This window comes from Microcystis sp. Msp_OC_L_20101000_S702 (genome assembly GCF_007095705.1).
Taxonomy (GTDB): Bacteria; Cyanobacteriota; Cyanobacteriia; order Cyanobacteriales; family Microcystaceae; genus Microcystis; species Microcystis ichthyoblabe_A.
In genome coordinates this window covers 1-12510 of sequence record NZ_SFBO01000034.1, presented here as the reverse complement: position 1 = coordinate 12510, position 12510 = coordinate 1, and the positions used below count along the sequence as shown (strand labels likewise).

The window sequence follows — 12510 nt, the reverse complement described above, 5'->3', positions numbered from 1 at the left end:
TGGCGATTTTTGTCAATTGTTTTTGATCTAGAGCGAACTAATCAATTAAGTCTCTTGCCAGATAAGGATTTAGTCAATTTATGCCCCCCTATCGCACCATACCAAGTAACGAAGAACCGATTAACAGGTCTTCTTGAGTTAAGTTTAACTTTTCGGCAATCATTGCTAGGATTTTTTCTTCCCTTTTTCCGTTACTGATAGATTCCAGTAACCGGCGATTGAGAATAATTTTTTCCCCGTTGGATAAGATTAAAATAATCCCTCGGTAATTAGACTCTAAAAAGCCATTGTAATCTTCTATCTTTGCCTCAACAATTCTCTTTAGAAGATAATCGCTTTCACTTCTAAAAATTAAATGTTGTCGCCTACGGGTTAGGGTGGCGGTACCCTGATTAAAGACATAACTCTCCCAATAGCTGGCATCATAAAATAACAATAGACCAGAGAATAAGCATAACATACCCCAGAGATAATAGGGATAATTATGATGCTGTTCTAGCAGTGCTGACAAGGTATCTAGGGGACTTTTGGAAATAATTTCCCGAGCTTGATATCTATTCACAAAATTCTCAAATCGAGTTTTAAAATCACTAGCTGACTGCACATCTAGAAAATTCTCGATGTAGAGATGGTTATTTCTTCCGACCAATAAAACCGCGTTATTAACAGTTTTTTCCTGCTCAACACTGATAAAAACTTCCTGATAGACAGCCGTAGCTTTAATGTGAGTTAAAGAAAAATTTTCCCGACTAGAAATAGGAAAATTATACTCTTGGACATATTGACAATCTATCCTTTTTGTACCTAACCGAATGCAGTCGAGATAAGCGCGCTGGGAAAAAACTACATAGGCTAAAAACAGAAAAGGAAACCCAGCCAGAAAAAAACCCAGAAAAGGACGATATTTAGGAGCTTTATTCTCTAATAAGAGTGTAGTCAGCGTTTTTTGCTTAACTCGCATAGGAAACCCTACAGGTACTTTGTTCTAATTGTACTACAGCCTTTCGGCATCCTTCTCAGGATCGATTTATTTAATCTGCTGACCGGGAAAATTGTAATGATTATTCACGAAAATCTGACATCGGTCTCTAGACTGGCTCTATCTTGACCTTTTTTATCTGGATTTGGCACGGTAAAACCCTGTTTATCGAGTTTTTGTAAAGCTTTGGCGGTTTTTTGTTTATTGTTTGCATTTAAATTAAATATATAAATAAAACTGTTTTTATAAGTTTTTGTCGATTTCAGAGACTTTATAGGCTCTAAAAAATTGTTAATCTAATTTTTAAGCTTTTATTCTCACTCTAGCTATAGCAGATAAAAATTGAGCCTCTTGCCAAGGGGTGGGGAGATGGTCAATAATTGCGATCAAAGCACTGATAAACAAACTCACCATTCAACCGTACATTTAGGAGAACTTCCATGCCTTTAACACTTGCAGTCTACGGAAAAGGTGGCATCGGTAAATCGACAACAAGCTGTAATATTTCGGCTGCTTTAGCCAAAAGAGGCAAAAAAGTCCTACAAATAGGCTGTGACCCCAAGCATGATAGCACTTTCACCCTGACAGGCTTTCTTATTCCCACAATCATCGATACCCTACAAGAAAAAGATTTTCACTACGAAGACATCTGGCCCGAAGACGTTATCTATGAAGGTTACGGTGGAGTCAAATGTGTGGAAGCGGGAGGCCCCCCGGCCGGTGCTGGTTGTGGCGGTTACGTCGTCGGAGAAACGGTGAAATTATTAAAAGAATTGAACGCTTTTGATGAATTTGACGTGATTTTGTTTGATGTTTTGGGGGATGTGGTCTGTGGAGGATTTGCCGCACCCTTAAATTACGCCGATTACTGCATAATTGTCACAGATAACGGCTTTGATGCTCTTTTTGCCGCCAATCGCATCGCTGCTTCCGTCCGGGAAAAAGCGCGCACCCATCCCCTGCGACTAGCCGGATTAATTGGTAATCGCACCTCAAAACGCGATTTAATTAATAAATATGTGGATCATGTTCCCATGCCAGTGTTAGAAGTTTTACCCTTAATTGAAGATATTCGCGTCTCCAGAGTTAAAGGTCAAACTCTCTTTGAAATGGCCGACAAAGATCCGATGTTAAGTTACGTTTGTGACTATTATCTCAACATTGCCGATCAGATTTTAGCCAAACCAGAAGGAGTTATTCCCAAAGAATCTGCCGACCGGGAATTATTCACTTTATTATCGGATTTCTATCTTAATGCTGATAAACCCAAAGTTAACGCCGAGGCGGAATTAGATCTAATGATGGTTTAGATTATTTTGTAGGGTGGGTTAGGGACAGCGTAACCCACCAATAACCACCAATAAACTCTTTTTCTGGTTGGGTTACGGCGAATAATTAACTTATTAGTTAATAGACTAACCTTATCGTCACTTAACCCACCCTACCCACGAAGTTTTATCGAGGACTTGATGATGATAATTTTTCCCTCTCATTGGGAATTCTAATAGAGAGAACATTATTATTCAGTCAAGGGGACAAAATGAGCAACTTTGAGGAATTAAAAGCCACCTTACCGCGGCAATGGTTAGATTACTACCAAAATAATCAAGCTTGGATTAAGTCTTTAATGGATTCTAGAGGCTGGTGGCGAAAAACTCCCGACGGTGGTAAACGTCCCAGTGCTGACATAATTATAGCGGCAGCAACAGCCTTAGAACCTAAGTTATCAGTGTGGATGTATCCCTTTTGTCAACTTAGTTCCGATGGGGACAAACTGGTAGAAGTCTTAGGACTAAATTTTGATTCTGAAAAAAAGGAGTTGGAAAAATCGGAAAAAGAATTACTGATTTCTAATTCGCACACTGAATATCTCAACGGATTCCGAGAAAAACAATTATCAGTCGAAAAAAACAAAGTAATTATTTTTGAGGAATTGCTAAAAATCTTACCAGATAAATGGTTAGATTACTACCAAAACAATCAACCGTGGATTAAGTCTTTAATGGATTCTAAAGATTCGTGGCGAAAAACTCCCGACGGGGGTAAACGTCCTAGTGCTGACATCATTATAGGTGCAATGACCGTTTTAGAATCTCAATTATCAGTGTGGATGTATCCCTTTTGTCAGCTTAATTCCGATGGAAACAAACTTCTAGAAGTTTTAGGATTAAATTTTGATCCTGAGAAAAAACAACTAGAAAAGAAAGAAAGAGAATTAAGTAATTCTTTATATCCTACTGAGGATCCTGTACTGCAAAAAATCCGCCAAGAGTTACAACGAGAAAACCTAAATAAACCAAGTTAAAGGAGAACCTAAAAACATGACTGCCACTCAAGAACCGAGCGCTTTACAATTTGATTGTGAAACCGGCAACTATCACACCTTTTGTCCAATTAGCTGTGTTGCTTGGTTATACCAAAAAATCGAAGATAGTTTCTTCCTTGTTATCGGCACAAAAACCTGTGGTTACTTCCTGCAAAATGCCATGGGGGTGATGATTTTCGCCGAACCGCGTTATGCTATGGCCGAATTAGAAGAAGGGGATATTTCCGCTCAACTAAAAGACTACGAAGAACTAAAACGCCTCTGCTTACAAATTAAACGAGATAGAAACCCTAGCGTTATCGTTTTTATCGGTACTTGTACCACCGAAATCATCAAAATGGACTTAGAAGGATTAGCACCGAAACTAGAGTCAGAAATCGGTATTCCTATCGTGACAGCACGCGCTAATGGTTTAGATTATGCCTTTACCCAGGGAGAAGATACCGTCCTCGCTTCCATGGTGCATAAATGTCCCGAAAAAGTTAAGCATGAAGATGAAAAAGAAGAACGGAATGCCATCCAGAAACTCTTAACTTTTGGACGTAAAAAAGAAGAAATTAAACAGGAAGAATCGGAATATAAAGACCATCATCCTTTAGTTTTATTTGGTTCTGTTCCCGACCCAATTGTGACTAATTTAACCCTAGAATTAAAAAAACAAGGAATTAAAATAGATGGTTGGTTGCCGGCCAAACGTTTTACTGAATTACCGGTAATTGAAGAAGGTTATTATGTCGCTGGTGTCAATCCTTTTCTATCACGAACTGCCACCACTTTAATGCGTCGTCGTAAGTGTAAATTAATTGGCGCACCCTTTCCCATCGGTCCGGATGGAACCCGCGCTTGGATAGAAAAAATCTGTTCGGTTTTGGGAGTACAACCCCAGGGATTAGAAGAAAGAGAGGCAAAAATTTGGGAAAGTTTAGAGGATTATCTGCAACTTGTGCGCGGTAAATCGGTCTTCTTTATGGGGGATAATTTACTAGAAATTTCTCTGGCACGTTTCCTAATTCGCTGTGGGATGACTTGTGATGAAATCGGTATTCCCTACATGGATAAACGCTACCAAGCGGCCGAATTAGCATTACTAGAAAAAACCTGTAATGATATGGGTGTTCCCATCCCGAAAATTATCGAAAAACCTGATAACTACAATCAGATTCAGCGCATTTACGAGTTAAAACCTGATTTAGTGATTACAGGAATGGCCCATGCAAATCCCTTAGAAGCGCGGGGAATTAACACTAAATGGTCGGTAGAATTTACATTTGCTCAAATTCATGGTTTTACCAATGCGCGAGATATTTTAGAGTTAGCTACTCGTCCCCTGCGTCGCAACAATAACCTCAAGGAATTGGGTTGGGATAAGTTAGTTAAAGAGTCAGCAAAAGTGTAATTCTGTTGTCAAAAGTGTACAATCATCAGGTAAGGAAAATCAATTCCTTACCTTTTTTCTGTATTTAGTTCACTTCAATGTCCAATAACTTATCTCACCAAAAACCCTATCATCTCAACTTTAGCAGTGAGGATTTAGGCACGGCAAAACCGACTATCACCCTATTATCGGGGGAACCAGAACGCTCGCGCTATATTGCTGAAACTTATTTACAAAATGCACGTTTACTATCGGATTATCGGGGATTAAATAGTTATCTTGGCTATCTAGATAATTCTACCCCAATTCTTCTGGCTACCAGTGGCATGGGTGCGCCATCTTTGAGTATTGTGGTTAATGAATTAATACAGGTGGGAATTAAAACTATTATTCGTATTGGTACTTGTGGCGCAATTCAAAATAGAATAAAAATTGGTGATATTATTATCTCGCAAGCGGCTTTATGTAGGCAAGGTGCAGCTAATGATATTGCTCCTCCGGAATATCCCGCAGTGGCGGATCCTTTTTTAACAGTTGCTCTAGTCAAATCGGCTCAATTTTTGGGAGTAAATTATCATTTAGGTATTACCGCTTCTGTGGATAGTTTTTATGAAGGACAAGAAAGAATCCTGTCTTCTGCTAACCCTTATCTTCAGCGCCATTTAGAGGGAATTACGGAAGAATATCGACGTTTAAATATTCTCAATTATGAAATGGAAGCGGGAACTTTATTTAAAATGGCGGGGGTTTATGGATTTACTGCCGCTTGTATTTGTGCTGTGATTGCCGCAAGAAACAAAGAGGAAGGGATTAGTTTAGAAAGCAAACAACAAGCCATCGAAAAAGCGATTCAGGTGGCAATATTGACTGTTAGCAACCTCTCCCTATCCTCAATTGATTAATGTTCAGAAATCATCTTCATTAAGACTTCCTCTTTTTCCTGACTTTGGGGATAACAGGAGATAAGTTTAGCGCGTAATTCCTGGGACAAAATAATTGATCGCCTTGTATAATTAGGGTACATTAATTTGCTCAAAAAAGTGTATTTTTTGGCGAATATGTAATGATTTTTGACAAAAGTAAATTATCACCCCCAAAAATTCGCTTCTTCCTAGTCTTCTAAGCTAATCTTGACGGGATTAATTTGCCATCGGTGAAGTCAAGACCGTTAGCGACGAGACGATTATAAAGTCGCGGACAAGCTAAAGCGAAGGATTGTCCTCACGGCATTTGGTGGGATTAGGAGCTAATAAAATGAGATAATGGGAAAAAATTGGTTTTAGCTTTAAGGATGGTATTATGTCAGACACAACGCAGTTAACATCAGAAGAAATTGCTCAGTACCGTGTTGAATTAGCGGATAATACTGACGCTTTAGCCGCGCTTGATGTTATTGAAGAATGTGAAGGAAACTTACAAGACGCAATCATTTTAATGAGAATGCGCGAAACTGGAACAGAACCAGATAAAAGCTTAGATTTAGATGAATTAGCGACAAAATGTCGTCCTTTTATTTGTTCAGCCAAAACTAAAAAAGTCTTTAAACTGATTGGAATTGTCGCAGGATGTTTACAGTTTCCCGTTACTTTAGTTGTTCCCGTCGTTTTGTTTGTTGTCGAAGATATTGGTTTAGATGCTTTTTGTAAGGAGACAGATTAAAATCCTGTAGCAATAAAACCTGCCCAATAATAGGGATTTTTAAAGGGATAGGGTTGACGTTGACGAATTTGTTTCAGAGACTCGTTAAAAATTGGGCGTTTTCCTCCTCCCAGTTGATTGATAATTGTATCTAATTGGAGTTGAAATCTTTCTAATTCTTGTTCAAATTGGTCAAGGGTTAAGGTTTGTAGCCATTTTTGAGCATTTTTAAGACTAACTGCAATTTCACCTTTTTGGGGATTTTTGGGTAAAGTCTCATAAAATTTAATCAGTAAAAATGCAGTTGATAATTCTCCTACTTTCCACAAACTACTAACAACGCTAGGACTACCTGCAAATAGAAAACCACTCGGTAAACCGATATATTCATCACTAATAGAATTAAGATCAATTAAGCCAGTTTCGCAAGCAGAAAGCATGACAAGACGACAGTTTTTAAAATTCAGTTCAAAGATTTCTCCTAATCTTAAATAACCATCTTCTTGATCTGTTTTTTCTTTGGTAAGAATTAAAGCAGATTCTAAGGGTTTATTAGGGTTAAATGTACCATGACAAGAAAAATGGATACAGTTAGCTAAGGGGAAGTTTTGATGAGTTTTGATGGCGATTTCAGTAGCGTTTTGTTTGGCTAAAATATCACTTTGAACAAACAAATTTTTAATGATTTCTACTTCTAAATCCGTAAAAAGTAGATTATTTTGGGGGTTTTGAATGGCAAAAAGGGAGTTTAAATCGTTTAATTGACGCTGTTGAGTAATTTTAAATAATTGACAACTAGGGGCATATTGAACATCATATTTATCTTGTAATATTTGATTGTCATTAATAGGTAAAGCATGAAGGGGTAAAATATGCAGAAACAAATAAGGAATAATAATTAAGCGTTTACAAGTATTTGGAATAAGTGCCAGAATATCATTAATATGTAGGGTATCTGAGAAGGTTTGCAAGAGGTCAGAAAGTTGATTTATCCATTCTTGATGGCCATTTTGGGAGTAGTAAAGCTGTAGATAATTATTAATTAAATCAGTTAATTTATCTCGATCATCTTCTGAAGATTCCCAAAGGTTAATATTTCCATCAGCAGATACAACAAAAGCGAGTATTTTCTCACTTGTGATATACCATTGCAAAAGACAAGTTTCAGCATCGGTTAAAGATAGAATGTCTTGAAAGGGAATAGGCTTAACCGTTTGAGTTAAGATAAAATCCTCATCTATTTTTGTTTTTGTTATTTCACGGTCAATGAATTGATTTAATTCTTGTTTTAATTTATTGAGGTGAGTATAGTCATTTAAGATAGGTTGTTTTTGTTGATCTGGGGTTAAAATTACTCCCCTATTGCGGGTTTGTTCTTGGATGGCTAACTGTTGTTCTTCCCCAATAATGGCACGACGGAGGCGATCTAATTCGGTAATAATCGTTTGGGGGATATTACCTTTAGGATAAATATCTCGATCGGTAAGCAGTTGGACTAGATAGCGGGTTTTGCTACGTTCAACGTATTCTAAGGCGCGATCTGGTTGATCGAGGTTGAGATAGGATTGAACTATGCCATGATAAACATCCATTGCATCGGAGAGAATTTCTTGTTGTCGTTGAGGGTTTAAGGCTTGGAGTAGGGTATTTTCTACTGCTTCGATGGCTAAGTTGTAGCCTTTGATGGCGGTTTCCCAGTCTTCGATAGAGTTAGCAGTCTTTCCTAAGTTTCGTCCTGTTCTTAAGCAGTCTATAGGAAAAGCAGTCGGGGTTAATACTTCTAATGACAGGTTATAAGCAACAATAGCTAACTCTAGATTATCTGCCCTTTCCCCTCTGATGCGATTTCTATAAGCTTCTCCCAGATTATTTTGTGACCTTGCCCAATTTTCAGGAAAATCCTCGAAAGTATATACTTTTAATACTTCTGTAGAAAAGGAGATCGCATCTTCTAAATTTTCCGTCTTATCTCCCCTAATTCTGTCAAGGTAAGCACCAGAAAGATTCTGTTTTGTCATTGCCCATTCATAAGGAAAAGCCTCAAAAGTTCTCACCTTTAATGCTTCTGTATAAGCTAAGATCGCCATTTCTAAATTATCTGCTTTATCTCCTCTAATTCTGTTAAGGTAAGCATTACCGAGATTATTTTGTGTCATCGCCCATTTATAGGGGGAATCGTCAAAATTCCAGACTTTCAGTACCTCTTTATAGGCCGAGATCGCTATTTCCAGATTCTCTGCTTTATCGCCTCTGATTCTGTAAAGGTAAGCAGTAGCCAGATTATTTTGTATATCTGCCCAATCTTGGGAGAAAATCTCAAAAGTTCTAACTTGTAGTGCTTCTTGATAATAAAAAATTGCTTGTTCGAGATTCTCTGCTTTATCTCCTTTAATTCTGTTATTATAAGCATTTGCTAAATTACTTAGCACACCTGATCGTTCATAAGGAAAAGCATCAAAAGTCCAGATTTTTAGAGATTCTTTCAAACTGGTAATTGCCGTTTCTAAATTGTCAGCTTTATTTCCTCTGATTCTATTAAAGTAAATATTGGCAAGATTATTATGTATCATTGCCCATTCATAAGGAAAATTTTCAAAAGTATAAACTTTTAATGCTTTTGTAAAAGCAGTAATCCCGCCTTCTAAATTTTCTGTTTTATCCCCTATAATTCTATTGTTATAAACATTACCAAGATTATTTTGAGTCATTGCCCATTCTTGAGGAAATGCTTCAAAACTATAAACTTTCAGTGCCTCCATACAATAGGTAAAGGCAAGTTCAAGATTTTCTGATCGATTCCCTTTAGTTCTGTTTGTATAGGCAAGACCTAATCCAATCATTGTTCTTGCCCAATCTTCGGCAAACTTTTCCTCGGTAAATACTTTTAAAGTTTCTTTGTAGCAAGAGATTGCTTGTTCCACATCATTAGTCTTCTTACCCGTGATTTTATCTAGATAAATAGATGCTATTATTTGTTTTGTCTTTGCCCATTCTATAGGAAAAGCATTAAAAGTAAGGTTAAATAAAGCTATTTCATAACCTTCGATGGCAATTTGTTTAATGGCATTTTTTTGTTTAAGAGTAATATTATTTGGTCTAAATTCTCTAATTAAATTGCTCAAATTAAAAGCATCTCTGGTAATATAATAAAATTGCTCAGTTGTAGCTTTTGCTAATGCCTGTCTTGCCCAGTCATGAAAAACTATGGCGAAGTTTTCATCTAATTTATCCAGATTTTGCGCTAAACAAGGATAAATCAAATGGGGGCTGGGATCATTCCATATTTTTCGCAATACTTCCATCAAAAAATTAAAATAGTCTTGATATTTCTCTATACTTCTCGCTTGAAGGTTGAGATATTGTCCCAACTGTTGCGCCATATTCCGTAACCGAGCCGCATGATTATTTCCTTGTTGTTCTAACTCTGTTGCATAGTTTTCCATCATATGCAAAAATTCGGGATCAATCAATTCCTGATTTGCTTGCAGAATATTATTGAGTTCCTCATCATCAGTACAAGCGAGCAACTGTTCTATTAAATTAATATATGCTTCGGCGCGTTGTTCATTCATTGTCTGTACTGTGATTAGAATGATTGAATGAGGGACTATGATGTTTTTTGGCGGATGACTCTATGATAGGATGAGTCCCCTTGATATAGGGCGATTATGACACAGAATGCTATAGAGGATATTAACTATAAACGCTCAAACTCATCAACCCTTAATCCCGCTTGCCTTAAAATACTGCTAATTGTACCGATTGTTACCTCCTTATAACAGGGAACAATCGTTGTCATTTTTCCTTCGGGAGTATCCTTGGCAAACTTAACATGACTCCCCTTTTGACTAACAACTTCAAACCCTGCCGCTTCCAACTTGCGTTTAATCTCACGATAAGATAAAGGCTTAAGCGGCATTGATTTCTACCTCTATCTTCTGTAATCGGGGAATAACTGTCGCACAAGGCGGTTCAAAATGTAATTCTAAAGCCTCTTGCAGATTGTTTAACGCCTCGGTTTCCGTTTCCCCTTGACTAGCAACATCAACCTCTAAACATTGGGCAACAAACCAATTATCTTCTTGAAAAATTCTCGCTGTAAGTACCTGTCTCATTTTCACTTTCCTGATTGAGCTTTCCATGATTATAGGTCAGGCTAGAATGACAGTCAATTAAATAATCATATAGATCATGCTTTAGACTTCTACATAACAAGATTCTATACTTTATATCCCGTAACCAAGCAACAGGAGTATTATTTCTTTGTTCTTCTAACCCTGTTGCATAGTCTTCCATCATTGTCTGTACTGTGATTGATGTGATTATGTGATGAACTGTGATTTTTTTTGAGAGAGACCAACCTTATGATTTAACGTGATACAATAAATATTCGTGATTGTCAAGGGGGGTCGCTGCCAAATTTGTTTGATATATTCCAAGTTTCTGCCTTAGAACATATCAAACAAATTACTTTTCTGCACAAATAACTGTCATTACAGCAACTTCTTTGTCCAATTGATCTCCTATTTCATCTTCAACAACGTCCAGATCGTAATCCATTTGTAATCCCAGCCAAAATCGCGGTGAAATATCAAAATAACGAGCTAACCGAAGAGCTATATCCGCCGTGATACACCGCTTTCCGTGAACGATTTCGTTAATACATTGTTCAGGAACTCCAAGAGCCAGAGCTATTTGATTCTGACTAAGGTTCATTGGCTTGATAAATTCCTCTAAAAGAACCTCACCGGGATGAATTGGCATTAGTTTATCTTCATTCATTATTTTACCTCAATGATAATCAACGATTTCTACGTCTAGAGCATCACCGTTTTGCCAGACAAAGCAAATTTGCCATTGATCGTTAACCCGAATGCTATATTGACCTTCCCTGTCACCAACCAGACGTTCCAATCGATTTGCTGGTGGGACACGAAGATCTTGCAGGGTTTCCGCACGATTAAGCATCCGCAATTTTCGCAATGCCACTTGTTGGATATCTAATGGCAATTTACGCGAATGTTTACGTTCAAAAACTTTTTGAGCTTCTTTATCTTTAAAGTTTTGGATCACTCTCTAAACAATTTCTTATCCTACTTTTAAGTATATGACGTAAGGATGCTCCAATGGCAGAACTGGTTGGGGAACAGGCCAGACAGTGACTTCTGCGAATGCGTCTGGGGCCAAGATGACGCGACGACAAATGATCGCGGTAGCCTTCATGTTGGACATACTAACAACACCTTAGCCTGTTGTCAATGTCCCCAACAGTTAAAAACACCTCATATTCTTCTATGTTTCTCGCTTGAGGGTTGAGAAACTGCCTCAACTGTTGCGCCATATTCCGTAACCAAGCCGCAGGATTATTATTTCCTTGTTCTTCTAACCCTGTTGCAATGTATTCGATCACCTGCAAAAATTCGGGATCGATCAATTCCTGATTTGCTTGCAGGATGTTGGGTTCCTCACCATCAGCACAAGCAAGCAACTGTTCAATTAAATTAACATAAGCTTGGGCGCGTTGTTCATCCATTATTTTGATTGTGATTGATGTGATTATGTGATGGACTGTGATTTTTTTTGAGAGAGAATGACCATATGATATAATGATATAATATGATACAATAAATATTCGTGATTATCAAGGACAAAGGATAACCTAAGCATAGTCCATCATTCAATCATTCTCAATCATAGTTTAGACATTGGATTGTCTAAAAACAATCTAAGCATAGTCCATCATTCAATCATTCTCAATCATATTTTAGACATTGCATTGTCTAAAAACAATCTAAGCATAGTCCATCATTCAATCATTCTCAATCATATTTTAGACATTGGATTGTCTAAAAACAATCTAAGCATAGTCCATCATTCAATCATTCTTAATCATATTTTAGACATTGGGTTGTCTAAAAACAACCCAATCATAGTCCATCATTCAATCATTCTCAATCATATTTTAGACATTGGATTGTCTAAAAACAATCTAAGCATAGTCCATCATTCAATCATTCTCAATCATAGTTTAGACATTGAATTGTCTAAAAACAACCCAATCATAGTCCATCATTCGCCAATTCAAAAATGAAACGCATCAACCTCAAGAGTTGACAAAGAAAGGCTCATCAGGTACTGTCTGATCATTAACAAAAACAAATCAGACCCAAAATGAGCCACCAACATCTTAAC

General features: G+C 37.4%; 12 protein-coding genes. 5 read left to right on the top strand and 7 right to left on the bottom strand.

Annotation, left to right across the window (positions count from 1 at the left end):
• Positions 1 to 88: 88 nt before the first annotated feature.
• A complete protein-coding gene (locus tag EWV60_RS03975) occupies positions 89 to 961 on the bottom strand; it encodes a hypothetical protein (protein WP_353734375.1) in 873 nt (290 codons plus the stop codon).
• Between the two features lie 458 nt (positions 962 to 1419).
• Here EWV60_RS03975 and bchL point away from each other — a divergent pair, with 458 nt between their 5' ends.
• The 5 genes from bchL (at position 1420) to EWV60_RS03950 (ending at position 6339) form a co-directional block, all read left to right on the top strand.
• Positions 1420 to 2289, top strand: coding sequence for a ferredoxin:protochlorophyllide reductase (ATP-dependent) iron-sulfur ATP-binding protein (gene bchL, locus EWV60_RS03970; protein WP_002735653.1), 870 nt, complete (start codon positions 1420 to 1422; stop codon positions 2287 to 2289).
• Positions 2290 to 2519: 230 nt separating this feature from the next.
• Positions 2520 to 3284 (top strand): DUF5331 domain-containing protein, encoded by a 765-nt coding sequence (locus EWV60_RS03965; RefSeq protein WP_287231111.1) that lies wholly within the window; start codon positions 2520 to 2522, stop codon positions 3282 to 3284.
• 16 nt (positions 3285 to 3300) lie between these two features.
• The gene (locus EWV60_RS03960) at positions 3301 to 4701 is read left to right on the top strand and encodes a ferredoxin:protochlorophyllide reductase (ATP-dependent) subunit N (RefSeq protein WP_002773285.1); all 1401 of its coding nucleotides are present in this window, start codon (positions 3301 to 3303) and stop codon (positions 4699 to 4701) included.
• Between the two features lie 77 nt (positions 4702 to 4778).
• The gene (locus tag EWV60_RS03955) at positions 4779 to 5582 is read left to right on the top strand and encodes a nucleoside phosphorylase (protein WP_287231107.1); all 804 of its coding nucleotides are present in this window, start codon (positions 4779 to 4781) and stop codon (positions 5580 to 5582) included.
• 397 nt (positions 5583 to 5979) lie between these two features.
• Complete coding sequence (locus tag EWV60_RS03950) at positions 5980 to 6339, top strand: hypothetical protein (protein ID WP_002759164.1); 360 nt, start codon at positions 5980 to 5982, stop codon at positions 6337 to 6339.
• On the opposite strand, the gene EWV60_RS03945 is transcribed toward EWV60_RS03950, so the two are convergent.
• The 6 genes from EWV60_RS03945 to EWV60_RS03920 all read right to left on the bottom strand — a co-directional run bounded on the left by EWV60_RS03945 (position 6336) and on the right by EWV60_RS03920 (position 11851).
• Entirely contained in the window at positions 6336 to 9890 is a 3555-nt protein-coding gene (locus EWV60_RS03945; protein WP_287231105.1) for a CHAT domain-containing protein, read from the bottom strand. The genes EWV60_RS03950 and EWV60_RS03945 overlap by 4 nt on opposite strands.
• A 125-nt stretch (positions 9891 to 10015) precedes the next feature.
• On the bottom strand, positions 10016 to 10237 hold the full coding sequence (locus tag EWV60_RS03940; protein WP_002790990.1) for a type II toxin-antitoxin system HicA family toxin: 222 nt from the start codon (positions 10235 to 10237) through the stop codon (positions 10016 to 10018).
• Entirely contained in the window at positions 10227 to 10433 is a 207-nt protein-coding gene (locus EWV60_RS03935; RefSeq protein WP_002740815.1) for a type II toxin-antitoxin system HicB family antitoxin, read from the bottom strand. The genes EWV60_RS03940 and EWV60_RS03935 overlap by 11 nt, the downstream gene beginning before the upstream one ends.
• A 352-nt stretch (positions 10434 to 10785) precedes the next feature.
• Entirely contained in the window at positions 10786 to 11100 is a 315-nt protein-coding gene (locus EWV60_RS03930; RefSeq protein ID WP_287231102.1) for a HigA family addiction module antitoxin, read from the bottom strand.
• A 9-nt stretch (positions 11101 to 11109) separates the two neighbouring features.
• Positions 11110 to 11391, bottom strand: coding sequence for a type II toxin-antitoxin system RelE/ParE family toxin (locus tag EWV60_RS03925; protein ID WP_008206034.1), 282 nt, complete (start codon positions 11389 to 11391; stop codon positions 11110 to 11112).
• Positions 11392 to 11551: 160 nt separating this feature from the next.
• Positions 11552 to 11851: a hypothetical protein gene (locus EWV60_RS03920; RefSeq protein WP_287231098.1), complete on the bottom strand. Its 300-nt coding sequence runs from the start codon at positions 11849 to 11851 to the stop codon at positions 11552 to 11554.
• Between the last annotated feature and the right edge of the window lie 659 nt (positions 11852 to 12510).